At 62.4% G+C, this 23,766-nt stretch carries 20 protein-coding genes; 14 read left to right on the forward strand and 6 right to left on the reverse strand.

All coding sequences use genetic code 11. The annotated features are described in order from the left end of the window. The first annotated feature begins 121 nt into the window (after positions 1-121). Positions 122-2,980, forward strand: coding sequence for a DNA translocase FtsK (locus V7S54_RS09070; protein WP_065373212.1), 2,859 nt, complete (start codon positions 122-124; stop codon positions 2,978-2,980). A 300-nt stretch (positions 2,981-3,280) separates the two neighbouring features. Beyond that, positions 3,281-3,850 carry a DUF930 domain-containing protein gene (locus tag V7S54_RS09075; RefSeq protein ID WP_141679315.1) on the forward strand — a complete coding sequence of 190 codons (570 nt, stop codon included), beginning with the start codon at positions 3,281-3,283 and terminating at the stop codon, positions 3,848-3,850. Positions 3,851-3,926: 76 nt separating this feature from the next. Here V7S54_RS09075 and V7S54_RS09080 read toward each other — a convergent pair whose 3' ends face one another. The 6 genes from V7S54_RS09080 to V7S54_RS09105 form a co-directional block, all read right to left on the reverse strand. Further along, positions 3,927-4,805 carry an SDR family NAD(P)-dependent oxidoreductase gene (locus V7S54_RS09080; RefSeq protein ID WP_336408299.1) on the reverse strand — a complete coding sequence of 293 codons (879 nt, stop codon included), beginning with the start codon at positions 4,803-4,805 and terminating at the stop codon, positions 3,927-3,929. Continuing rightward, entirely contained in the window at positions 4,802-5,584 is a 783-nt protein-coding gene (locus tag V7S54_RS09085; RefSeq protein WP_065373446.1) for a hypothetical protein, read from the reverse strand. The genes V7S54_RS09080 and V7S54_RS09085 overlap by 4 nt, the downstream gene beginning before the upstream one ends. Before the next feature lie 10 nt (positions 5,585-5,594). Continuing rightward, positions 5,595-6,182, reverse strand: coding sequence for a protein-S-isoprenylcysteine O-methyltransferase (locus tag V7S54_RS09090; RefSeq protein ID WP_065373209.1), 588 nt, complete (start codon positions 6,180-6,182; stop codon positions 5,595-5,597). A gap of 216 nt (positions 6,183-6,398) precedes the next feature. Next, positions 6,399-6,971 carry a hypothetical protein gene (locus V7S54_RS09095; RefSeq protein WP_058322623.1) on the reverse strand — a complete coding sequence of 191 codons (573 nt, stop codon included), beginning with the start codon at positions 6,969-6,971 and terminating at the stop codon, positions 6,399-6,401. A 147-nt stretch (positions 6,972-7,118) separates the two neighbouring features. Further along, entirely contained in the window at positions 7,119-7,250 is a 132-nt protein-coding gene (locus V7S54_RS09100; protein WP_082640836.1) for an ABC transporter, read from the reverse strand. A gap of 186 nt (positions 7,251-7,436) precedes the next feature. After that, complete coding sequence (locus V7S54_RS09105) at positions 7,437-8,024, reverse strand: L,D-transpeptidase (protein WP_058322622.1); 588 nt, start codon at positions 8,022-8,024, stop codon at positions 7,437-7,439. A gap of 331 nt (positions 8,025-8,355) precedes the next feature. On the opposite strand from V7S54_RS09105, the gene V7S54_RS09110 reads away from it, so the two are divergent. The 12 genes from V7S54_RS09110 (at position 8,356) to V7S54_RS09165 (ending at position 23,747) form a co-directional block, all read left to right on the forward strand. Then, positions 8,356-9,111 carry an SDR family NAD(P)-dependent oxidoreductase gene (locus V7S54_RS09110; RefSeq protein WP_058322621.1) on the forward strand — a complete coding sequence of 252 codons (756 nt, stop codon included), beginning with the start codon at positions 8,356-8,358 and terminating at the stop codon, positions 9,109-9,111. A 186-nt stretch (positions 9,112-9,297) separates the two neighbouring features. Beyond that, positions 9,298-10,371: a LacI family DNA-binding transcriptional regulator gene (locus V7S54_RS09115; protein WP_065373208.1), complete on the forward strand. Its 1,074-nt coding sequence runs from the start codon at positions 9,298-9,300 to the stop codon at positions 10,369-10,371. Positions 10,372-10,390: 19 nt separating this feature from the next. After that, a complete protein-coding gene (locus V7S54_RS09120; protein WP_057251726.1) occupies positions 10,391-11,137 on the forward strand; it encodes a transporter substrate-binding domain-containing protein in 747 nt (248 codons plus the stop codon). Between the two features lie 79 nt (positions 11,138-11,216). Next, positions 11,217-12,872, forward strand: coding sequence for an amino acid ABC transporter permease (locus V7S54_RS09125; protein ID WP_065373207.1), 1,656 nt, complete (start codon positions 11,217-11,219; stop codon positions 12,870-12,872). Positions 12,873-12,882: 10 nt separating this feature from the next. Next, positions 12,883-13,545, forward strand: a complete 663-nt coding sequence (locus V7S54_RS09130; RefSeq protein ID WP_336408342.1) for an SDR family oxidoreductase — start codon at positions 12,883-12,885, stop codon at positions 13,543-13,545. A 17-nt stretch (positions 13,546-13,562) separates the two neighbouring features. Next, positions 13,563-16,595 (forward strand): aminotransferase class III-fold pyridoxal phosphate-dependent enzyme, encoded by a 3,033-nt coding sequence (locus tag V7S54_RS09135; RefSeq protein WP_336408300.1) that lies wholly within the window; start codon positions 13,563-13,565, stop codon positions 16,593-16,595. A gap of 197 nt (positions 16,596-16,792) precedes the next feature. Then, complete coding sequence (locus V7S54_RS09140) at positions 16,793-17,941, forward strand: ABC transporter ATP-binding protein (protein WP_065373204.1); 1,149 nt, start codon at positions 16,793-16,795, stop codon at positions 17,939-17,941. Positions 17,942-17,961: 20 nt separating this feature from the next. Next, the gene (locus V7S54_RS09145) at positions 17,962-19,191 is read left to right on the forward strand and encodes an ABC transporter substrate-binding protein (protein ID WP_065373203.1); all 1,230 of its coding nucleotides are present in this window, start codon (positions 17,962-17,964) and stop codon (positions 19,189-19,191) included. Positions 19,192-19,210: 19 nt separating this feature from the next. Continuing rightward, positions 19,211-20,167: a carbohydrate ABC transporter permease gene (locus tag V7S54_RS09150; protein WP_336408301.1), complete on the forward strand. Its 957-nt coding sequence runs from the start codon at positions 19,211-19,213 to the stop codon at positions 20,165-20,167. Beyond that, complete coding sequence (locus V7S54_RS09155; protein ID WP_043625687.1) at positions 20,160-20,972, forward strand: carbohydrate ABC transporter permease; 813 nt, start codon at positions 20,160-20,162, stop codon at positions 20,970-20,972. The genes V7S54_RS09150 and V7S54_RS09155 overlap by 8 nt, the downstream gene beginning before the upstream one ends. Before the next feature lie 4 nt (positions 20,973-20,976). Beyond that, positions 20,977-22,683, forward strand: coding sequence for an amylo-alpha-1,6-glucosidase (locus V7S54_RS09160; RefSeq protein WP_336408302.1), 1,707 nt, complete (start codon positions 20,977-20,979; stop codon positions 22,681-22,683). Positions 22,684-22,712: 29 nt separating this feature from the next. After that, positions 22,713-23,747, forward strand: coding sequence for a LacI family DNA-binding transcriptional regulator (locus tag V7S54_RS09165; protein ID WP_336408303.1), 1,035 nt, complete (start codon positions 22,713-22,715; stop codon positions 23,745-23,747). Positions 23,748-23,766 lie beyond the last annotated feature (19 nt).

Genomic DNA, 23,766 nt, shown 5'->3' on the forward strand with positions numbered 1-23,766 from the left:
AGCAACGCTTCAATCGACCTCCGGCGACGGTCCGAAATGGGGCGTTGGAAGGGACTTGTTAACCTTCATTTCCTATCGCTTAGAAGGCCCCTCGGCGATGTCTCTAGCTCTTCCAGGACCCATGCGTATTCCCAGGACAAACTTCTCACAGGCTGCTTTGCATGATGCAAACCAGGCGGATTATTTCGATGGTCCGCAGGATGATGCGTTGAGCGGTATGCCCACCCATGAGGCGGCGACCGCCGACCCCTATCAGTTGTACGAGGCGCCCGCGGCGCCCCGCAAGCCGGCCAACCAGCAGACCGAAACCATGAGCCGCGCGACGCGGCTCTACGGGCAGGGCTCCGCCTATGCGCCGGCACAGGTGACGGCGACGACGAACGAACCCTTGCCGACCCTTTCCGAGATCGCCGGCCACTACGGCGACTCCACTTGGGAGAGCCATTTCTTCCTGGCACCGAACGTGCGCTTCACCCGTACGCCCGAGCGCGAGTTCATGAAGCGGCGCGCGCCGCAGGTGGACGAAAGCGAAGCGGCCCCCGAGGAGACGCCGGTGCTCGTCGAGACAGACGTGGCAACCGTCGACGCGACGATGGAGCCTGCGCCGGTTTCTGCCGACGCCGTAGTGCCTGCCGTGCCGGTCTCGGCTGACGAGACACCCATGGATGCTGCGGTAGACGACGCGCCGCAGTCTGACGTGACCCTGCCATCCTACAGCCCGTCCGAACTTTTGCGCATGCTGACCAACCAGCTGCCGACATGGACCGCGGCGCAGAACACGATCGAGCCGCCAATGCTCGATCGTGTCGAGGCTTCGGTCGATGACGGCGTGGCGTTTGCGCCGGTTCTCACGGCGCCTCTCGCCGTTTCCGAGCCTGTCGTGGAGGCGCAGTCCGAGACCGCTCCAGAAGCGGCTGCCGCCGATCGCGGCGCGGCACAATCGAGTTTCCTCTCCGATTTTGCCTTCTTCGAATTCGGTCCGGCCGAAGACACCGAGGCAGCCGGCGGAGAAATCGCCCACCCGAAGCCTTTTGTCGAGACGCCTGCTCCTTTGCCAATGGTCCCGGTCGTCACGCCCGTTGCCGTCGCGCCACCGGCAGCCGTGCGTCCGGTGGAAATCCGCCGCATGCCGCCGACCGGGATCACCTCGCTGTTCCGCGTCGTCGATGTCCGTGGTGCAAAGGCCGACGATGGTGCGGCATCGCCGCAGGCCGCCGTTGCCGTCGAGGCGGCTGTAGCGCCCGCGATGATCTCTGAGGTTTCGTCGCCTGTTGCTGCCGCTGAACCGGAAACCGCAAGCCCGGTGCCGGTGGCGGTGGAGCAGCCCGCCCCGGTAGCGTCGAAAGCCGCGATCACCATGCCGGCACAGGTCACGCGCGCGCCGAACACCATGCCGGCGATCGGGGTGGTTGAACGCACATTTGCCGGGGACGCCTACGAGTTTCCGTCCGAGGAACTCCTGCAGGAGGCGCCCCAAGGTCAGGGCTTCTTCATGACGCAGGAGCAGCTCGAGCAGAACGCCGGCCTGCTTGAAAGCGTGCTCGAAGACTTCGGCGTCAAGGGCGAGATCATCCATGTCCGCCCAGGCCCGGTCGTCACGCTCTATGAATTCGAGCCGGCACCCGGCGTGAAATCGTCGCGCGTCATCAACCTCGCAGACGATATCGCCCGCTCCATGTCGGCGCTTTCGGCCCGCGTTGCCGTCGTTCCCGGTCGTAACGTCATCGGTATCGAACTGCCGAACGCGACGCGCGAGACCGTCTATTTCCGCGAGCTGATCGAGTCCGTCGATTTCCGCAAGACCGGCTACAAGCTGGCGCTTTGCCTCGGCAAGACGATCGGTGGCGAGCCGGTGATTGCTGAACTGGCGAAGATGCCGCATCTGCTCGTGGCCGGCACCACCGGCTCGGGCAAGTCGGTGGCGATCAACACCATGATCCTGTCGCTGCTCTACCGGCTGAAGCCGGAAGAATGCCGCCTGATCATGGTCGATCCGAAGATGCTCGAACTTTCCGTCTATGACGGCATCCCGCACCTGCTGACGCCGGTCGTCACCGACCCGAAGAAGGCGGTGATGGCGCTGAAATGGGCCGTGCGCGAGATGGAAGACCGTTACCGCAAGATGTCGCGGCTCGGTGTCCGCAACATCGACGGCTACAACCAGCGTGCAGCTGCCGCCCGCGAGAAGGGCGAGCCCGTGATGTGCACGGTCCAGGCCGGCTTCGAGAAGGGCACCGGCGAGCCGCTGTTCGAGCAGCAGGAAATGGATCTGGCGCCGATGCCCTACATCGTCGTCATCGTCGACGAGATGGCCGACCTGATGATGGTCGCCGGCAAGGAGATCGAAGGTGCGATCCAGCGGCTGGCGCAGATGGCGCGTGCCGCCGGTATCCACCTGATCATGGCGACGCAGCGTCCCTCGGTCGACGTCATCACCGGCACGATCAAGGCCAACTTCCCGACCCGCATCTCGTTCCAGGTCACGTCGAAGATCGACAGCCGCACGATCCTTGGCGAACAGGGCGCCGAACAGCTGCTCGGCCAGGGCGACATGCTGCACATGCAGGGCGGCGGGCGCATTGCCCGTGTACACGGCCCCTTCGTCTCCGATCTGGAGGTCGAACACGTGGTCGCGCATCTCAAGACCCAAGGGCGTCCGGAATATCTCGAGACCGTCACGGCCGACGAGGAGGAAGAGGAGCCCGAGGAAGAAACGCCGGTCTTCGACAAGAGCGCGCTTGCGTCCGAGGACGGCAACGAACTCTACGACCAGGCGGTCAAGGTGGTCTTGCGCGACAAGAAGTGCTCGACCTCCTACATCCAGCGCCGCCTTGGCGTCGGTTACAACCGCGCCGCTTCGCTGGTCGAACGCATGGAGAAGGAGGGCCTCGTCGGCCCGGCGAACCATGTCGGCAAGCGCGAGATCATCTACGGCAACCGCGACCACATGAGCGCCCCCGACAACGACGACATGGATTGATATCGGTCGGTTGGTATGCCGGCGGGTTACTTCGGCACTATCGCATTAAAAACCAGAGCCGCCGTCGACAAGTTGTCGTCGGCGGCTTTTCTGTGCTGCTATCGGTGGTAGTGTCGCAACGTCTGCCGAGCGCGTTATGGCGCTCTCGACTTGGATGCCGCCCATGGGATGACCTGAACGGTGCAAGCAGCAACACATCGCCGCGGCGAGGCAGCAATCTGGCCAAGCCTTGCGCTTGCTCTCATCTTGTATGCTGTCGCCGTGCTGGTGCTTTTTCTCGTTCCGCCGCCTGAGCGAAGGATGCCGGCCCCGGATGAGGGCATCTCCGTTCAGATACTGGAATTGCGGCCGCTGAACAGCGAGGCGACGCAGCCGACGCCCGTAGAGCCCTATGATGTGAAGGCCAAGCAGCCGGTCCGGGCAAAGGTGCCTCCCGCGCCAAGTGTCGCCGCGGCGGCACAGCCGGAGGTGCCGGCAACGGTTCAGGCGAAGCAGTTGTTTTCGGCGGCGATCCTGGCGGATCCACGCAGCAGGCAAGCGCTGGAAGGACTCTCGCAACTTGCCTACGACGAACGGATCGTGCAGCTCTGCAATCTCGAAGCGATGGAGCAGGTCCATCGCTGGCGCAGTGACTTCGCGCCGGATTTCCTCGTCGCTTATGCGATGGCGGACACCAGGCTGGTTGGCCAGCGTCTTCGCGCCGATGGTGCCGCCTTTCGCAGCAACGACCGCTGGTACGAAATTAAGTTCAACTGCGAAGCTGCCCCGGATATCAAAAGCGTCGTCGCGTTCGAATTTCAGGTTGGCGATGAGATTCCTGAGAGTGAATGGGAGGCGCACTTCCTCTCCGCTGGCGCCAAAGCCCACTGATCGCGGCAATGGTCGACGTCCGACCTCTCGGTGCGTGCTTTGGCCTTATTCCACGGGAAGCTGGCTGAGGGACGGATCAAGCCGAGGCTGCCCCGCCTTTTGGGTGACCTGCGCGACAGCAGTGCTTGAGCTGCTTCCCAGATCCGCAGGGGCAAGGGTCGTTGCCGCGCAGTTGCAGGCGGCCAATCAGCGGCAATAGCGCCGCGGAGGGGAGGATCCCTGAAATCAGGATTGCCAATCTGGCGGACATGCCGGGAATGACTAGCCGCCGGCCGGCCTTGAAGCCGCTCCAGGCGCGTCTTGCCACGTATTCCGGAGTGGCTTTCGGCAAAACCTTGAACAGTGCAGCCCTGTTGGCGCCGGATTTTTCGAGGAATTCGGTCGACACCGGCCCCGGCGCGACGCAGGTCACCGTTACGCCCGTCCTGCGCGTCTCCTGGTACAACGCCTCGGAAAAGGAACGCACGAACGCCTTGCTCGCGTAATACATGGCCATGTACGGGCCGGGGGTGAAGCTGGCCACAGAGGCGAGGTTGATAACGCCGCCACGGCCTCGCTCGATCATGCCCGGCAACAGGTGCAATGTCAGGTCAGCGAGGGCACGGATGTTGACGTCGATCATTCCAACCTGGTCGGCAATCGGCAAAGCGGTTGCCGCGCCACGCAGGCCATAGCCGGCGCTGTTGACGAGGACATCGCAGACGAGGCTTTCCCGCGCGAGGAACTCTTCGAGAACCGTCTTCGCATCGTCGGCGGTAAGATCGACAGGTAGGGAGAATGCCTCGCCGCCCCCCTGTTTGATTGTGGACTCGACGGCGTGCAGGCCCTCGATGGATCGCGCGACCAGAACGACAGGTGCGCCGTCTCGTGCCGTAAGCTCGGCGATTGCTCTGCCTATGCCCCGGGATGCTCCGACGACAACAATTGCGGGTCGTGGTAGCTGATGCGGTGTCATGCCGATGGCTCCGATGCGGCGATCTCCGGGTTTAGGACCGCGGACAGGCCCGCCACTTCGTCAGCGATCTCGCCGTTCAAAATTTCCTCGAAGCGCACCAGGGCGCGCGCCACATTGGCGCCGTCCATGACGCGGTGGTCGTAGTGGATGCGCACGGTGACCGACCCGTCCTCGCCGATCGGTCCGTAGTTGAAGAGCGTCGTGAGAGGGGTCAGCGGGTTGAGCGATTCGGCGCCCAGGCCGGAATAGACCGACAACTGGAATGTGCCGAACCGGTGGCCCCTTTGGCGTCCCATGTTCAGGCTGAGCCACATCATCAGCCGCCGCAGCGGCGCCGGCAAACGCGCAATCTTCAGCGCACGCCGGAACTCCCGGATCTCCAGCACGGGACGTGATCGAGCCTCCTGGAGCAATGCGCTCAACTGAGGAATGGACCGCCGTTCGGGTGTTTTGATGGTACTGAGAAGCACAACCCGTTCACCCTCGTGTTCGCGTTCGTGAGCAACGGACGCCACGCTTCCCGGATACTCATAGAGCTGCGGTCTCGGCAACTTGACATAGGCCCGACGAAACTCCGGGGTCTCCATCGACAGAAGCCCATAACCCTTGAGAAAAAGAACCGTCCACGACGGCCGTTCTGAATGGCTCGTCCTGGCGCGCTGCAACGCGCTGATGTTCATCTGCCGTTGCACCGTCACCCGGGGCACGGCTATCGAAAACCTCATCAGGTCCCCGACAAGGCGTCGTGCCGCAGAAAGCTTGACCGCTCGGCCCCGCATCATGCCACCTCTAGTAAAGATAGGGTATAATGCGCTTGGTCCTGTCCATGTAGGCGCGATACTCAGGGCCGAAAAATTCCAGCATCAGGCGCTCCTCCTTGTCCACGCGCAGGAAAAAAAGCACGGCGAAACCAGCGACGCCCACGAGGCCCGCCACCCAGTTCGACAGCAGAAACATCTGGCCGATCGCCATGAGCAGGAAGCTTGTATACATCGGATGGCGCACGACGGCATACGGCCCCTTGCTGATCAGTTGATGTTTCTCGCGGATTTCCAGCGAGATCGACCAGTTTCGGCCGAGTTCCTTGTGGGTGCGACGGAACGTCCACAGAGCCGCGGCAAAGATGAGGCCCCCAAGCCCCACCATCCATGCATGCGCGGGATAGTCGGCAAATGCGGGAATTCCTGTTGCAACGTAGAACCCAGGCAAAATCGCAAGGCCTAGCAAAGCGGCAGCCAAGCCAATCGTATCGCTCACCGAGCGGCGGCTGGTCGTCACCCGCACACGCTTTGCCCGGCGCTCGAATGGGTAGCGAATCACATACCAGGCAACGATGCCCATGACCCACACGATTTCGCCAATGGAAGCGACAGACATGTTCACGTTGAATCACCTAAGCTTTTGTTGCGGCTTCTGATCGCCGCAACGGGATAGGACGAGACTGCCATGCGCCGCTTCGACCTGACAAGGTGCTAAAGTTGAGGAGAGCGCGCCAAAGCTGATGGCGGCTCGACCATGAGGGGCGCTGGTGGTGGTCAGATGGCGCATCTGACCCTTGGTTGCCTGATCGCCGGGAGCCTGTGCCCCGTCAGCCTACCCGCCGTTCATCTCGCGTAGTCTTGTGATGAATTCCTGGGGCCTGAGCCAGATGCCGGGTGTCTTGTATCCCATGGAACGCGCGATATCGGCCACAAACGCGTTGCAGTTATAGAGCGACGCATGCCAGAACTTGGCTTCGGCCTTGAGTTTTCGGATTTTGGCGACGACGTCTCTGTACTCCGGTTCGGTCAACATGACGCGCCAGCTTGCAGACCTGTATTGGTCCTCAAGGTCACCGTCGCTCACGCCCGTCTCGGCCGGGACGGGGAGAACATGGCCCAGCACGTAGGGAGCGGTATCGTTTGTTGCAGGAGCAAGTCCCGCCACTTCCGGATTGACCATCGCTCCCGACTTGGTCAGGCGGCCAAAAACCACATAGGAATGGCCGTAACTGAGCGCATAACGCGAGCGGAATTCGATGAAGTAGCCCTGATCGCGCTGTTGCGATGGGCTGCCCGCAACGCTTGAGACATAGCGTGGCTGCGGGCCCTTGTCTTGCGATTGGCACGCCGTAACCGCCATGGCGGCTAAGACGACGAACGGAATACGACCTAGTACACGCGTCATTACTGCGCCAAATCTCCCGAATTCCAATGGGCACTTGAACTTGCCGCCTGGGCTTATCGATCCACGCGCCACGACGCATGGCCAAGGCGGCCACGATCATTCAGGGCGGGGAGGACCGTGAGATCCTCCCCGAATTAGCGTCAGTCACTATTTGTAGACGGGCGCCGGTTCTTCGGCCACCGGTGGCGGGGCCTTGCCTTTGCCTTTGCCGATTGTTCCGCAAGCGGAGAGGCTGGCAACGGAAAGCAACGCAACTGTTACGATTAGAATTCTGCTCATCAATATTTCCTTCCCTCTGTGATCGGAATGGTTATTCGAAGGCAACATTCATAGTATTAGTGGCATTTCGAGATTCGGCCTAGTGCGGAAAGGGCACACTCGTCAGTCGGATTATCGTTACCAAACTTTGAAGATTTAAATGCATGTCGGCCTTACCCCAATACCGCACTCAGATAGAGTACATCATCAAATGATCAATACCGGAGTTCCAACTGGCGTCCGCGCGTAGAGATCAACGATATCGTCGTTCGTAAGTCGGATGCAGCCGTTGGAAACCGCCTGCCCTATGGTCCAAGGTGCGTTCGTGCCGTGGAGGCGGAACTTGGTATCCTGACCGTTGCGATAAAGGTATAGGGCCGACGCCCCCAACGGGTTGTGGGGACCGCCGGAAACTCCACCGGCGTATTGCGCCAGCTCGGGCTTGCGTCTGATCATGCTTGCGGTCGGCGTCCATGACGGCCATTCGGCCTTTCGGCCGACAACGGCCTGGCCTTTGAGGGTAAGGCCCTCCTCTCCGACGCCTATTCCGTAGCGCATCGCCCATCCACCATCTTCGATCGAGTAGAGGTAGCGTTGCGTGGTGTCCACAACAATCGTTCCGGCTGGCTCGTTGCCGTCGTATCGGACGTGTTGTTTTCGGTAGCGGCGATCGACGCCGGGCGTTCCGCCATACAGGGATGGGAAGGAAACACCCCGCCAACTTGAGCCGCACCCGGCCAACAGGCCAAGGCTGCCGATGACCAGGAATCTCCGTGTAATGCGGTGATTGTCCATCTTTACCTGCTGAGAAAAATGGTGCGCCCCGATTCGTTTTTTAGCATTACAATATTCTCTGTCCAGTTCCAATGAACTACGCCCAGCGACAGGATAGATAATGACACTCCAGATTTTTCGCCCGCGCTCCGGGTGAAATGGACAGAAAGGACTGTATATCTGGAAAGAGGGCCTGGGTGCAGTGCATGAATCGGGTAAAAAAATATCGCGATTCTTGTGTGTTGCTGCTGCTGTTTGATTGGAAGATCGGGGCTTCGAGTGCATTTCATGGAATGACTTGCGATGTCGCGCGCGCTCGATTAGTCGAAAGCTAAACGTTAGGAATGACAGTATGAATCTAGGCTTCGCTGGGAAGGTTGCGCTTGTGACCGGCGCGGGTTCCGGAATTGGCGCAGCCGTGTGCCGGCAACTCGCTGCTGAGGGAGCGGAAGTGGTTGCTGCGGATGTTGACGCTGTCGCCGTGCACCTGGTTGCCGAGGAGATTCGCTCGAACGGGGGCAAGGCCCATGATGTCGCGGCCGACGTCGCCGATGCCCAGGCTGTGGAAAAGCTGGTGACGTTCGCCGTGCAGACCTGTGGCGGCCTGCATCTGGCGGTCAACAATGCCGGCATCGAAGGCATCCGCAAGGCGACGGCCGACTATCCGCTCGATGGCTGGCATGCATTGATGAACGTAAACCTGCATGGCGTTTTCTACTGTATGAAGTACGAGATCGCGGCCATGGTGGCGCAGGGTGGGGGCGCCATCGTCAACACGTCTTCCATTCTGGGCTCAGTCGCGCTGCCTACCGCCGCCGCCTATACGGCCGCCAAGCACGCAGTGGTTGGGCTGACGAAGGCGGCCGCGATCGAGTATGCCCGCACGGGTATTCGCATCAATGCTGTGGCGCCGGGCTGGATCGACACGCCGCTGTCCGCCGAGAATTCGGAGGTGGCAACCAGTAGACGCATGATGTCGCTGCAACCTATGGGGCGTCGCGGTACGCCAGACGAGGTAGCGGCTCTAATCTGTTTCCTGTTGTCGGAGCAGGCGAGTTTCATCACTGGAAGCGTTCACCTCGTAGACGGCGCCTATACTGCTCACTGAGCAAGCTGCACCACTCAATCGTTGAAAATCAATGCCCACTGGTCGAGGCCTGTATCGCCGGTGCCGCCACCGCGTTCTATCTGTGTGCGTATCATTCGAAATAAAAACGTTTTTATTTTTCTTGAAAACGTTTTTATTGGCTGCTACCTCTAATCTCCAGGAGAAGGCCGGGGCCTGGGAGGGTGCATGGCGACTGAGATCCACAGGGCGCGGCGCACACCGACGCCGACAATCAAGACCTTGGCCGAGATGACGGGCTATTCCATCGCCACGATCTCGAAGGCGCTGCGCGAATCTCCCGTGGTCGCCCCGGCGACAAGAGACATCATCTACAAGGCTGCACGCGAAGTCGGTTACCAGGCCAACGCGCGCGGCATGGCGCTTCGCACCGGCAAGAGTTTTCAAGCCGCCGTGCTGATGCCGGTCACCGCAGCGCGTGACTACGAATGGGACGGCGTCGAGTACACCCAGACCCTGAGCGGCATCAGCCAGGCGCTCGAAGGCACGGACTATCGGATGTCGGTGCATGTCATCCGCGACGCGGCCGATGGAGCCGAAGCCGCGCGCCGGATCGTCGATCAGGGACTGGCCGATGGCCTGATCTTCTCTGGCATTCTCGCCGAAGACCCGCGCATCGATCTGCTCGTTGCCGAGCATTTCCCCTTCGTCTCGATGGGGCGCTGCCGCAAGGATCTCTCTTACGCCCATGTCGATATCGACAACGAATGGGCAGCGCATGCGGCAACGGTCCGCCTGATTGCCGGCGGTCACAGGCGGATCGCGCTCGTCAATCCGGAGCGGCGGCTTTCCTATGCGCTCGACAGGATTGACGGTTTCGTCCGGGCGTTCCGCGAGGCGGGTCTCGATGCGCCGATGGAACTGATCGCCGAGGGCGACCTCTCGACCCATTTCGGCCGGAAGACGGTGATCGACTTCCTGCAGCTCGACGATGCCCCGACCGCCTTCGTCTGCATCAACGAATCCACCACGCTCGGCGTGCTCTCGGGGCTTGGCAGTCTCGGCCGCGAGGTCGGCGTCGATGTCGATGTCATCGCCTATGACGATATCAATGTCAGCGCCTACTTCACCCCGCCGATCACCACCTTCTACCAGCCGATCGAGGTGCTCGGCCGCACGCTCGGTCAGTTCCTGCTGCGCCGCATAGAGGGGGAGGACCCTGGGGCGTTGCGGCAGGTTTTCAGGCCGACGCTGATCGCGCGGCAGCCCGACAATCTCGGCGGCCGCCTGAGCCAAAGTTAATTATCCAAGGAGGAGAACCATGAAAAAACTGATGATTGCCCTGGCTGTAGCAGCCCTTGCTTCGAGCGTGTCTCACGCCGCCGATCTCGGCGGCAAACTGCTGAAGGTCGGCTCCGACACGACCTCGCCACCGATGGAGAGCATCGATCCGGCGACCGGACAGGTCGTCGGCTTCGATGTCGATGTGGTCAACGCCGTCTGCGCCAAGATCAACTGCCAGGCCGAATTCGTCACGACTGGCTGGGACGGCATCTTCGCAGCCCTCGACCAGGGCAGCTTCGACCTCGTCGCGTCGGGCGTCTCGATCACCGAGGAGCGCAAGAAGGCGATGGATTTCTCGGATCCCTACATCGTCAACAGCCAGGCGGTGCTGATGCGCGTTGAAGACCAGGGCATCACGCTCGACCGCTTCAAGGACGCCGGCAGAAAGCTTTCCGCCCAGGCGAACACGACAGATGCCCAGGTTGCCGAGGGTGTCGTCGGCAAGGAGAACGTCGCCGCCTACGATACCTTCAGCGCCGCGATCATCGCGCTCAAGAACAAGGACGTCGACGGCGTCGTCATCAACGGCGCCAATGCCGCCGCCTACGAACGCGAATTCGCCGGGGAGCTCGTCGTTGCGATCAAGGACCTTGAATCCGATCCGCTCGGTCTCGTCTTCCGCAAGGGCGACGAAAACGTTGCGGCCTTCAACGAGGGCCTGAAGATGATCAAGGACGACGGCACGCTCGACCAGCTCGTCAACAAATACTGGGGCCTCAAGTAAGCTCACAATGCCGATCGGACCCGGAGCGCGTGCTCGCACTCCGGGTCTTCCGTCTGTCTACTATGCCCCGGAGGAATGAATGTCGTTCCTGAGAAGCGTGCGTCCGAGCAATCTCATCATCCTGACCGCGCTGCCCTTCATCATCTATCTCTTCATTTCCTCCGGCGACTACCAACGCTCGCTGAGAGCGATCCTCGGTGTCGAAAACGGCTCGTCGGCCTTCGTGCCGGGCTTTCTGGCGCTGGCGATCGCGTTTGCGTCAGGGATCACTTTGCTCGTTTTCTCGCGCGCCAAGGCGCCGCGTCCGCGACTGGCCAATGTCGCAGCCGTGCTCAATCTTGCCGCGGCGGCCGTCCTCGTCATCGGCCACAACATCCATCCCTTCGTCGCATCCGTCGTTGCCAACGGTGTCGATCCGTTCAAGTCGACACTGATCGCCAAGGGCGTGACGCCACGGCAATTGACCGAGGCGGCCGATCTGATGGTGCGTGGCGTCGAAGCGTGGCTGTTCCCACTTTATTTCGCGGTTACCGTGATCGGCCTCGGCCTTTTCTTCCTGAGCAAACGTTCAGGCTCAGCGCCTGACGACCGGGTGCGGCGCCTTGCCCGCTGGATCCTCGGTATTGTCAACGGTGCGGGTCTGGTCTTCGTCTTCTTCTTCGCCCACATCGCATTTGCCGCGGGCGTTGCGACCACCATCCGTGCGGCGATAGCGGCCTACATCCTGGCAGCGCTGATGGGCCTTGTCTGGGTCGGGTTGCTGCAACTCAGATCGACGGTTAGGACCAGCCTCTACTTCGCCATTGCTACGCTGGTGCTGGCGCTGGCCGCCGGCTGGTTCCTGCTGCAGCCGCGCGATACCTACGTGCTCGCCGGCACGCTTGAGGGCAAGGTCGGCATCGTCACCAACACACCGGCGGGCCTGATCAGCGCCGTGCGTTTCGGCCAGTATGACGGCGCGCCGCAAGCGGAGACCCCGGTGCGCACCTTTGTCGGCCCAACCGAGGCGCTGGCCTCGATCACCAAGGGCGAGGGCGTTTCGGCAGCACTGCTGCCGGCAGCCTCCGCGCCAGCCGACATGCCCGTGCTCTGGAAGACCGAAGCACTGAACGACCGCGATCGGGCAGCGGGTGTCACCGTTGCCGTGCTTTCCATCATTCTTGGCCTGCTGACCTTCGGCGGCTACCTGCATCAGCGCCACCCGCTGGCGATCGGTTCGGAATTCATCGTCGATACGATCCGCGGCATCCCCATGCTTGTGATCGTGCTCTATGTCGGCCTGCCCTTGAGCGGCGCGCTCAAGGATGCGACCCAAGGTGTGCTCGACCCGCCGAACCTGATGCGCGGCATCGTCGCGATGGCGCTTGCCTACTCGGCCTATCTCGCCGAAATCTTCCGCTCGGGCATCAACGCCATTCCGGTCGGCCAGGTCGAGGCGGCGCGCAGCATCGGCCTCAACCGCTGGCAGACGGCACGCCTCGTCGTTCTGCCGCAGGCCTTCCGCATCATCATTCCGCCGCTCGGCAATGAACTGATCGCGATCCTCAAGGACACGTCGCTGCTGTCGATCCTGTCGATCCGCGACATCACTCAGCGCATGCGCGAGTTCCAGTCGGCAAGCTTCCTGCCGTTCGCGCCCTATAACTCGGCGGCGATCTTCTACATCTTCCTGACGCTGGCTGCCGCCAGCCTCGTCAACATGATCGAGCGGAAATATGACATCAAGCACCGCTAGACATCGCACCGTGCTGATTACAGGCACTTCCCGCGGGCTCGGGGCAGAACTGGCGCGGATCTACGCCGAGGATGGCTGGCGCGTTATCGCCTGCCAGCGTGGTGCCGTTCCGGCCGAAGGCGTGGTCGACCGGCTACCGCTCGATGTCGCCGATCCCGCCTCGATCGATGCTCTGGGGCAAGCGCTCCAGGGCGTGGCGATCGACCTGCTGATCAACAATGCCGCGGTGCGCGGCGATACCGGCGGGCTGGATACGCTGGAGCCGGACGGTTTTCTCGACGTGATGCGAGTGAATGCCCTGGCGCCGCTGCTGGTGACGCGTGCGCTCCTTGCGAACCTGCGGGCCGGCGAAAGGCGGGTCGTCGCCAACATCAGCAGCCGCGCCGGATCACTCGCCGAGGGCACGCTCGACGACGACGACGGCGACTACGCCTATCGCTGCTCGAAGGCGGCGCTGAACATGGCGACGGTCAAGCTCGCGCAGGATCTGAAGGGCGACGGGATCTCGGTGCTATCGCTTCATCCCGGCTGGGTGCAGACGGATATGGGTGGCAGCGATGCCGTCGTTTCGGTGGCAGCGAGCGCTGCCGGGCTGAAGGCGATCATCGACAGGGCAGATATGGCCGATAGCGGCAGTTTCCGCGCCTATGACGGGCGGCGGGTTTCGTGGTGACAGGACGGGCAGAGACAATGGCAGAGAGAGATTTGAGAACCGAGCAGGAATTGGCGACGATCCGCGCCTGGCTCAGCGACACCTACGGCATCGAGGCGAGCCTCTCGCCGCTGCCGGGCGAGCACGATCTCAACTACCGGGTCTCGGCCGCCGATGGCCAGGAGTTCCTGCTGAAGCTGCACGCGACCGGCGACGCCGACGAGCTCGACATGCAGGTGGCGGTGCTGGAACATCTTGCCGCCAAGGCATCCGATCTGTCGGTCTCGCGCGCGTTTCGCGATCGCTCCGGCGCCGTCACCAGCAAGATCGAGCTTCGCGGCCCGCGCACGGCACGGCTCCTCTCCTGGCTGCCGGGCGATATCTGGGCGAAGGCGCCGGTGCGCAACGCCGCCAGTGCCGAGAGCCTCGGACGGTTGCTGGCTGGTCTTGATCGCAGCCTCGAAGGCTTCACGCACGCTGGCACCAAGCGGCTCTATGCTTGGGACATCGGCCGGGCCGACATGCATCGCAAACACTTGGAACTGATCGACGGCCCGGACAAGCGCGCGGCGGTCGACGCGATCCTTGATCATTTCGCTTTGGCTGTCCTGCCTCGCCTTGCGACCTGCCCGATGCAGGTCATTCACAACGACGCCAACGACTACAATGTGCTGCTCGACGGCCAAGGCCAGGTCAGTGGCCTGCTCGACTTCGGCGACATGGTCGAGACCTGGCGCGTTATCGAGATCGCCGTCGCTTCGGCCTATGCGCTGATCGGAGCAGCGGATCCGGTCGGGACCATTGCAGCATTGGCCCGCGCCTATCACCAGGTCAATCGCTTGAGCGAAACCGAAGTCGAGCTGGTCTTCGATCTGGTGCTGACCCGCTACGCCGTCAGCATGTGCATGGCGGCAAAACAGATCCGCGACAATCCTGAAAATACCTATCTGCTCGTCAGCCAGGAGGATGTCTGGCGCGAATTGAAGAGGCTCCAGAGCGAGAACCGGGCGGTCGCCATCGCGCGCATCCGCGATGCCTGCGGTCTGGCGCCGATCCCGCATGCGGCCGCGGTCGTGCGCTGGCTCGAAAAGAATGCGCATGATTTCGCGCCGATCGTTCGGCCCGGCGTCGCCAGGCCGAAGGTCGCTGTCTTCGATTTCTCCGCCTCCGGACCGGAGGCGGCGCAATGGGCGGGCCTCGATCCGGCGGGGGCCGAAGCGCGCATCGCGGCGCAGATCGGCAGCGAACACGCCGCCTTCGGCATCGGGCTTTATGGCGAGGACCGCAGCATCTACCAGGGCGACGCCTACGAAACATCCGTGCAAGGTGCGCGTCGCTCGGTGCATCTCGGTGTCGATATCTTCGCGCCGGCAGGAGAGCCGGTTTCGGCGCCCTTTGCCGGCAAGGTCGCCTTCATTCACGACGACGCCGTCCCCTACGGTTTCGGCCCGACCGTGCTGCTCGAGCATGAGATCGATGGTGGCGTACGGTTCTGGACGCTCTACGGGCATCTTTCGCGCGAAAGCGTCGCAAGCCTCTCTATGGGGCAACCGATCGCCAAGGGCGAGGTCTTCACCACCTTCGGCGCGGCTGAGGAAAACGGCAACTGGGCGCCGCATCTGCATTTTCAGATCGTCACCGATCATCTCGGCCTCGGCGGCCAGATGCACGGCGTCGGCGTGCGAGACCAGTGGCAGGTGTGGCGCGAAGTGAGCCCGGACCCGAGCGTGGTGCTTGGCCTCTCAGTGCCGGTCTCGGTGATCGTGCAGCGCGACAAGGAATTCCTGGTGCGCGAGCGCCATCGCCGCATAGGTAGGTCGCTGAGCATCGCCTATAGCGCCGCCCCCCTGAAGATCGTCGGCGGCGAGGGTGCGCATCTCATCGACGAGGACGGTACCCGCTGGCTCGACATGGTCAACAATGTCTGCCACGTCGGCCATTGCCATCCGCGCGTCGTCAAGGCGGCGCAGACGCAGATGCAGAAACTCAACACCAATTCGCGCTACCTGCACGATTCGCTGGTCGAATATTCCCGTCGGCTTGCCGCGCAGTTCCCTGATCCGTTGAGCGTCTGCTTCTTCGTCAACTCCGGCAGCGAGGCGAACGATCTCGCCATCCGGCTTGCGCGTGCCTATACCGGCAATCGCGACATCATCACGGTCGATCATGCCTATCACGGCCATCTGTCGAGCCTGATCGACGTCAGCCCCTACAAGTTCGCCGGCAAGGGCGGGGAAGGGAAGCAGGCGCATGTGAAGGTCGCGGAGATGCCGGATCTCTATCGCGGGCGTTATCGCTACGGTGACGAGCATGCGGGCCGCAAATATGCCGAGGACGTGCGCAGCCAGGTCGCAGAGCTTGCCGCCGATGGCCGCCGTCCGGCGCTGTTCTTCAGCGAGGGGATCCTCGGAACCGGCGGACAACTGTCGCTGCCGGAAGGTTATCTTCGCGAAGCCTATGCCCATGTGCGCGCAGCCGGCGGCCTCTGCCTTGCCGACGAGGTGCAGGTGGGCTTCGGCCGCGTCGGAAGCCACATGTGGGCGCACGAGCTGCAGGGTGTTACACCCGACATCGTCACCATGGGCAAGCCGATCGGCAACGGCCACCCGATGGCAGCTGTCGTCACGACAGAGGCGATCGCCGCCTCCTTTGCCAACGGCATGGAGTACTTCAACACCTTCGGCGGCAATCCGGTTTCTGCCGAAATCGGCCTTGCCGTGCTCGATGTCATCCGCGACGAGCGGCTGATGCATCATTGCCGGGTCGTCGGCGACCGGCTGATGGGCGGGGCGCGGGTGCTTGCCGGAAAGCATGCGATGATCGGCGACGTCAGGGGCCATGGCCTCTTCAACGGCATCGAACTGGTGCGCAACCGCGAGACGCTGGAGCCGGCGGCGCGTGAACTCGATTTCGTCATCGCCGAGATGAAGCGCAAGCACCGCATTCTGCTCAGCAGCGAGGGGCCGCACCACAATGTGCTGAAGGTCAAGCCGCCCGCGCCCTTCAGCACCGAGGATTGTGACTACTTCCTCAATGCGCTCGACGAGACGCTCGAACGTCTAAGCGTCTGAGATAAAAAGCCAAAAACTGCCGCCTCCGGGCGGCCGATTTGCTGTCGCCGGCGGCCTTCAACAGCAAAATCGGATTGATGCGATTTTCCGCTTTACAAGAAAGTTAAACGTTTTTATCGTGCATATAAACGTTTAACTAGTTGCTGAACTCCGACCCTTGGTCGCCGTTACAGCGCTCCGCCGGCAGGGAGGGCCCGTTGGCAGCGATCCGCATCGACAATTTGCGCAAAGGCTTTGGTTCGCTTGAAGTCTTGAAGGGTATCAACCTCGACATCGCCGACGGCGAGTTCGTCTGCTTCCTCGGCCCGTCCGGCTGCGGCAAGAGCACGCTGCTGCGCTCGATCGCCGGGCTTGAGGAGCTGGATGGCGGCTCGATCCGTCTCGGCGAGCGCGACATCACCGACGTTTCCTCGGCCAAGCGCGACATCGCCATGGTTTTCCAGAACTACGCGCTCTACCCGCACATGAACGTGCGCAAGAACCTGTCCTTTGGCCTGGCGCTGAACGGCATGAAGCGCGACGAGATCGATCGCCGCGTCGAGAGCGCTGCCGACATCCTGCGCATCAAGGAACTGCTGGCCCGCAAGCCGCGCCAGCTTTCCGGCGGCCAGCGCCAGCGGGTGGCAATCGGCCGTGCGATCGTGCGCGAGCCGAAACTCTTCTTGCTCGACGAGCCGCTGTCGAACCTCGATGCCGGCCTGCGCGTCACCATGCGCGTCGAACTTGCGGCGCTGCATGAACGTCTCGGCGTGACGATGATCTATGTGACCCACGACCAGGTGGAAGCGATGACGCTTTCCGATCGTGTCGTCGTGCTCGACAAGGGCAAGGTCAGCCAGTTCGGTACGCCGCTCGAACTCTTCTATCAGCCGGCCAACCTGTTCGTCGCCGGCTTCATCGGCTCGCCGCGCATGAACTTCGTGACGACCGAAGTGACGTCGCAGGTCGATACGGCGGTGACGCTCAACGGCGGTGGTCTCGCCCATCCGCTCACGCTCGAAATGCTCTCGGCCGCACCGGTCGCCAAGCCCAAGTCGGTGACGCTCGGCATTCGCCCGGACAAGATCGAGCTGGTTTCGGCCGAGGAGGGTCACCTCGTCGGCGACGTGCGCCTCGTCGAGCGGCTCGGCACGGAAAGCCACGTCCATATCAGCCTTGAGAACGGCAGCGACATGACCGCCGTCGTGCGTGGCACGCATCCGGTGTCCGCCCGCGAACGCGTGCACCTGCGCCTGCCGGCCGAACATTGCCATCTGTTCGATGGCGATGGCCAGGCGGTCGCGCGGCGGCTCGATGCGGAGACGCAGGCGCTCATCAATCAGGAAAAGGCAAAGCGGGTCGCGTAACCCGAATGAGGAGGAGAGGCATGCTCAACAGGAAGTCGATCATCGGCTCGCTGATGGTTCTGGCAATGGCCGGAACCGCCACGGCCCGCGCGGAAGAAGTGCTGCGCTTTGCGACCTGGGACACGGACGAAAGCCTGGCTATCCAGCAGGAAATCGCCAAGAAGTTCGAGGAAAAGCACCCGGGCGTGAAGGTCCAGGTCGAACCTTACGCAGACGGCTATGATCAGAAGCTGATCGCCGCTTTCGGCGCCGGCAACCCGCCCGACGTCATGTACATGTGGAACTTCCCGCAGTACTACACGTCGCTGAAGCTGCTCGACGACCTGATCGCCAAGGATGCGGCCGAGCTCAAGCCGGACGACTTCCCCAAGGGCCTGATGAACACCGTTCGTGTTGAAGGCAAGACCTACGGCATGCCGTCGGGCTTCACCACGCAAGTTGTCTTCTACAACAAGGACATGTTCGCCAAGGCCGGCATGGAGGAGCCGAAGGACGGCTGGACCTGGGACGACCTGCGTGCCAAGGCCGCCAAGTTCCGCGACGAGCCGAACAAGGTCTACGGCTTTGCCGTCGACGCCAAGCCCGATCCCTATGACTTCGAGCAGTTCCTCTGGTCGAACGGCACCAAATACATCTCCGACGACGGTAAGCAGATCGACGGCTACATGAACAGCGATGCGGCCGCTCAGGTGCTCGACATGTTCGCGGACATGGCCAAGAAGCAGGAAGCGATCACGCTGAACCTCGGCGACGACACGACCGGCAGCACGCTCTTCAAGGGCGGCAAGATCGCGATGTTCCAGAGCGCCATGTGGTCGAAGTCCGGCATCGACGCCTCCGGCGTCAAGTATGGCGTGGCACCGCTGCCGAAGTTCGGCGACAAGACCGCCCATTCGGCCCTTGGTGTCTCGGCGATCTCGATCGCCAAGGACGCGGCGCATCCGGATCTCGCCTGGGAATTCGTCAAGTTCTTCTCCTCGCCGGAAGCCGTCGCCATGCGCGTCAACGACCTGCCGGTGCGCACCAGCGTCGCGGAAGAAAAGGGCATGACCAAGGACCCGGTCTACAAGCCCTTCTTCGACATTCTGGCGACCTCGAACACCGAGACCCACGCGTTCCTGAAGAACGCCAACTGGGGCAAGGTCCAGGACAATCTCGCCCGCGCGATCGAGGCGACGATGATCGACCAGGGCAATGCCAAGCAGCATCTCGACGATGCGGTCAACCGCTCCAAGCGTCTGGTCAAGTAAGAAGAGGGAGTACGGGGAGATGGACATGACCTATGCCGGTGCAGAGCCAAAGGTGGCAAGGCGCAAGCGCTCCGCCATCGCGCGCTATGCGGCACCCTATCTGTTCATCTCCCCGTGGATCCTCGGGTTCCTGTTCTTCACGCTCGGCCCGCTCGTCTTCTCGCTGACGATGAGCTTCTACGACTGGCCCGTTGTCGGCGAGCGCAGCTTCGTCGGTCTCGAAAACTATCGTTCGATGCTGTTCGAGGACCCGCAGTTCTGGGAGAGTCTCTGGATCACGGTGAAGTTCGCGGCGATCTACGTGCCGTTCAACATCGTCATGTCGTTCCTTTTGGCGCTGATGCTGCATCACATCACCTTTGCCAGCGGCTTTTTCCGCACCGCCTTCTACCTGCCGAGCGTCATTTCCGGCGTGGCGCTGGTGACGATCTGGAGCTGGATCTACAGCAGGGAGTACGGCCTTCTGAATTTCATGCTCTCCTTCGTCGGCATCGACGGACCGAACTGGCTCGGCGATCCGAACCTTGCGATCGTCGCCATCATCATCGCCAGCCTCTGGGGCCTCGGCGGCACCATGCTGATCCTCTTGACCGGCCTCAAGGCGATCCCGAAGGAACTCTACGAGGCGGCGACCGTTTCGGGCGTTCCGGGCTGGGCACAGATGGTGTTCATCACCCTGCCGATGCTCGGGCCGATGCTGCTGTTCACCTTCATCACCTCGATCATCTCCGCCTTCCAGCAGCTGACCATCGCACTGCTTCTGACCAAGGGCGGACCGCTCGGCTCCACCTATTTCTTCGCCATGTACATCTACGACAACGCCTTCAAGTATTTCGACATGGGCTATGCCGCCGCCGGCTCCTGGGTGATGTTCATCATCGTGCTTCTGCTCAGTCTCGGCGTCATGCGCTGGTCGGCCGCCTGGGTCTATTACGAAGGCGAAGTCCGCGAGAATGATGGAGATCGCAATGCGTAAGACGCTGCTCTATTCCGCGCTGATCCTGCTGTCGGCGCTGTTCATCGCGCCGTTCTACTGGACCTTCATGACGGCGATCAAAAGCTCGGCCGAGCTCTACCAGTTCCCGCCGGTCTTCTGGCCCTCCGAATGGCACTGGGAGAATTTTGCCGCCGCCTGGAACAAGCAGCCCTTCGGCACCTATCTCACCAACTCGCTGATCGTGGTGGTGCTGTCGACCATCGGCCAGCTGATCTCCTCGTCGCTGGTTGCCTATGGCTTTGCGCGCTTCCGCTTTCCCGGTCGCGACCCGCTGTTCATCCTGCTGCTCGCCACCATGATGATCCCGTGGGACGTGAAGATGATCCCGCTCTACATGGAGTTCAACCTGCTCGGCTGGATCAACACGCTGAAGCCGTTGATCGTGCCCGCCTATTTCGCCGACGCCTTCTTCGTCTTCCTGCTTCGTCAGTACATCATGACCGTGCCGATGGAGATCGACGAGGCCGCCCGCATGGATGGTGCCAACGCCTTCGACATCTACTGGCGCATCCATCTGCCGCTGATGATGCCGGCGCTGGTGCTGGTCGGCACCTTCCACTTCATGAATGCCTGGAACGACTATCTTGGCCCGTTGATCTTCCTCAACGACCAGTCGAAGTACACGCTGACGCTCGGCCTCTCGATGTTCAAGGGCCTGCACGAGGTGGACGTGACCTCGATCGCCGCGATCACAGTCATCCTCTGCCTGCCGCCGCTCGCCCTCTTCTTCGTCGCCCAGCGCTACATCATGGATGGCGCGGTCGGCTCATCGGTGAAGGGATAACGGCATGCTGTTCGATATCGATTACGTCCCCTTCAGCCGCAGGGGCCGGTTCCTGACGCTCTCGATGATGCGTGTGCCGCGCCGCGACGGTGAGCGCGCGCTCTATCTTCGTCATGTCGGCGGCGGCGACGAGCGGCCCTCGCTCGGCCGCCTCTGCCGCGTCGAGTTCCTCGGTGCGGCCGGCGAGACCGTGACGCCTGTGCTCGTGCTTTCGCCGGAACGCCTCGACGCCCGCGTCGGTGAGGGCGAAGTCACCTTCGTCATCGGCGAAGGGGAAAGGCTGCACATATCCGGCAAAAAGGCCGGCGTCCGCTTCCATCTCGAAGGATCGCGTTACGACTATGTCTACCGCACGCCGAAGGGCGAGGACTGCCTCGTTGCTGCGGTCGAAAACGTCAAGTTTATTCCGCGCGCGATCGTTGGGGAATTGAAGGTCACCGGTGCCTGGCAGCGCGATCACTCCGAAGACGTGTCATTCGCCTTTTCGGGCGGGGATACCTTCGAGGGCAATGTCGATTTTTTCCGCACCGTGCCGCCGGTCGATCGGCCCGGCCGTTTCGCCGAGGCGCTTTCAGGTGCTGCGGCCGAATTTGTCGAATGGCACGCACGCGTTCCGAATGGCGTTGCCGGTCAGGACGAGGCGCATCGTCTGGCGAGCTATCTGCTCTGGGCGAACGGTGTGCCCGCCGGCGGCGCGCTGACGCGGCCGGCGATCTATATGTCCAAGAACCACATGATCAACATCTGGAGCTGGGACAACGCCTTTTCCGCGCTCGGCGTCGCCGCCTTCGATCATGACCTCGCCTTCGACCAGTTCGCGGCGATCTTCGATCATCAGGACGCCTCCGGCCTGCTGCCGGATTACATCAACGACCGCGACGTGCTCTTCGCCTTCACCAAACCGCCGGTGCATGGCTGGGCCGTGTCGCTGATTGCTGCTGCCGACCCGTCCTTCCTCACAGTGGAGCGCAAGCATTACCTGCGCGACGCGATTGGCAAGCAGGTGGACTATTGGTTGACCTATGGGCGCAAGGATGCGGCGAGCTTGCCGTCCTATTTCCACGGCAATGACAGCGGCTGGGATAACGCCACCTTCTTTGCCGAGGGCGGGCCGGTGATTTCGCCGGATCTGCCGGTTTTCCTGATCCTTGCCTGCGAGGCACTGGCGGAACGTCTCGAAGACGAGGCGGATCGCCAGGCGATGTGGCGGCAGAAAGCTGACGAACTGCAGGTTCTGTTGTTCGAGCGCCTGTGGACCGGTGAGACCTTTGGCGCCAGGCTCGCGGCGGATCCGGAGCGGATACTGCCGGGAGACAACCTGATCCAGTTCATGCCGCTGCTCCTGGGTGCACGCCTGACACTTCAAATGCGCGAGAAGCTCGTGGCACGTCTTGTCGCCGGCGGCTTTATCACCGAATGGGGACCGGCGACCGAGAGCCCGCAGAGTTCGTTCTACGAGGACGACGGCTATTGGCGCGGGCCGATCTGGGCGCCGACCACGCTTCTGCTCTGGGACGGTCTTCGCCGGCAAGGGCAGATTGAACTTGCGCATGAAGTCGCGGAAAAGTTCTGTTCACTTGCGAGCAAAAGCGGTATGGCCGAAAACTTCGATGCGCGCTCGGGGAGGGGCCTTCGCGATCGGGCATTCGCCTGGACATCCGCAGTCTATCTTCAGCTGGCGGCAACGCTCAGCCGACCCAAATCATCGTGATCTAGCAACCCGTGACGAACAGAGACGCCATGCAGAGACCGACGATCAAGACCATCGCGCAGGAGACGGGGCTTTCCATCGCCACCGTGTCCAAGGCCCTGAAGCATTCGCCTCAGGTCCGCCCGGAAACGCGCGCGATCGTGATCGAGGCGGCGACACGCGTCGGCTACGAGCTCAACATGCATGGCGTGCAGCTGCGCACCGGCAAGACCTACCAGGTCGCCGCCATCATGACGGCGCCGGGCCCGAAGCAGAACGAATGGGAAGGCGTCGAATACGCCCAACTCTTGAGCGGTATTTCCTGGGCGCTGGAAGACAGCCCCTATCGCGTCTCGCTCTACGCCGTCCGCAATTTCGAGGAGAGCCAGGCGGTCATCAAGCAGATCGTGTCGCTGAAGAAGGCCGACGGCATCATCATCTCTGGCACCCGCGCCGACGATCCGCGCATCCGCACCATGCAGGCGGCGGACTTTCCTTTCGTCACCTACGGCACCAGCATCCACAATGCGCCGCACGCCTATGTCGACGCGGACAACGAGCAGATGATCCGGGTGGCGATGGCACGCCTGGTCGAGCGCGGCCATCGCCGCATCGCGCTGCTCAACCCGCTCTCGGACCTGAGCTATGGCATCACCCGGCTCGAAGCTTACAGGCGTTCCCTTGAAGTCGCTGGCCTGCCCTATGATCCGGCGCTCGTGGCCCATGGCCGGCTGACGCCCGCCTTCGGCCGAGAGAACGTGCTGACGATGTCGGAACTCAGCAATGCGCCGACCGCCTATATCTGCGCCAACGAAGCTTCGGCGCTCGGCGCCTTCTCGGGCTTCCATGAGCGCGGGCTGGTGCATGGGCGTGATGCGGTGATTAATGCCACCGACGACCTCAATGTCAGCCAGTATTTCGCGCCGCCGATCACCACCTATTACCTGCCGATCAGCGAGCCGAGCAGCCTGCTCGGTGCCTATATCCTGAGGCGCATGGAGGGCGAGCCGCCGGAGGCGCTGCAGACGCTCCTGATGCCAAACCTCATCGAACGCTGCGACGATCGCTTGAACCCGAACCGTTGACGAACTTTTCGCCCGATTA

Origin of the sequence: Ensifer sp. CCNWLY38, assembly GCF_037120565.1 — a bacterium.
GTDB classification, from domain to species: domain Bacteria; phylum Pseudomonadota; class Alphaproteobacteria; order Rhizobiales; family Rhizobiaceae; genus Ensifer; species Ensifer adhaerens_H.

Bases quoted from the DNA above. Each gene is read 5' to 3' on its own strand.
- V7S54_RS09070 (WP_065373212.1), top strand. From the start codon at position 122: ATGCGTATTCCCAGGACAAACTTCTCACAGGCTGCTTTGCATGATGCA.
- V7S54_RS09075 (WP_141679315.1), top strand. From the start codon at position 3,281: ATGCCGGCCCCGGATGAGGGCATCTCCGTTCAGATACTGGAATTGCGG.
- V7S54_RS09080 (WP_336408299.1), bottom strand. From the start codon at position 4,805: ATGACACCGCATCAGCTACCACGACCCGCAATTGTTGTCGTCGGAGCA.
- V7S54_RS09085 (WP_065373446.1), bottom strand. From the start codon at position 5,584: ATGCGGGGCCGAGCGGTCAAGCTTTCTGCGGCACGACGCCTTGTCGGG.
- V7S54_RS09090 (WP_065373209.1), bottom strand. From the start codon at position 6,182: ATGTCTGTCGCTTCCATTGGCGAAATCGTGTGGGTCATGGGCATCGTT.
- V7S54_RS09095 (WP_058322623.1), bottom strand. From the start codon at position 6,971: ATGACGCGTGTACTAGGTCGTATTCCGTTCGTCGTCTTAGCCGCCATG.
- V7S54_RS09100 (WP_082640836.1), bottom strand. From the start codon at position 7,250: ATGAGCAGAATTCTAATCGTAACAGTTGCGTTGCTTTCCGTTGCCAGC.
- V7S54_RS09105 (WP_058322622.1), bottom strand. From the start codon at position 8,024: ATGGACAATCACCGCATTACACGGAGATTCCTGGTCATCGGCAGCCTT.
- V7S54_RS09110 (WP_058322621.1), top strand. From the start codon at position 8,356: ATGAATCTAGGCTTCGCTGGGAAGGTTGCGCTTGTGACCGGCGCGGGT.
- V7S54_RS09115 (WP_065373208.1), top strand. From the start codon at position 9,298: ATGGCGACTGAGATCCACAGGGCGCGGCGCACACCGACGCCGACAATC.
- V7S54_RS09120 (WP_057251726.1), top strand. From the start codon at position 10,391: ATGAAAAAACTGATGATTGCCCTGGCTGTAGCAGCCCTTGCTTCGAGC.
- V7S54_RS09125 (WP_065373207.1), top strand. From the start codon at position 11,217: ATGTCGTTCCTGAGAAGCGTGCGTCCGAGCAATCTCATCATCCTGACC.
- V7S54_RS09135 (WP_336408300.1), top strand. From the start codon at position 13,563: ATGGCAGAGAGAGATTTGAGAACCGAGCAGGAATTGGCGACGATCCGC.
- V7S54_RS09145 (WP_065373203.1), top strand. From the start codon at position 17,962: ATGCTCAACAGGAAGTCGATCATCGGCTCGCTGATGGTTCTGGCAATG.
- V7S54_RS09150 (WP_336408301.1), top strand. From the start codon at position 19,211: ATGGACATGACCTATGCCGGTGCAGAGCCAAAGGTGGCAAGGCGCAAG.
- V7S54_RS09155 (WP_043625687.1), top strand. From the start codon at position 20,160: ATGCGTAAGACGCTGCTCTATTCCGCGCTGATCCTGCTGTCGGCGCTG.
- V7S54_RS09160 (WP_336408302.1), top strand. From the start codon at position 20,977: ATGCTGTTCGATATCGATTACGTCCCCTTCAGCCGCAGGGGCCGGTTC.
- V7S54_RS09165 (WP_336408303.1), top strand. From the start codon at position 22,713: ATGCAGAGACCGACGATCAAGACCATCGCGCAGGAGACGGGGCTTTCC.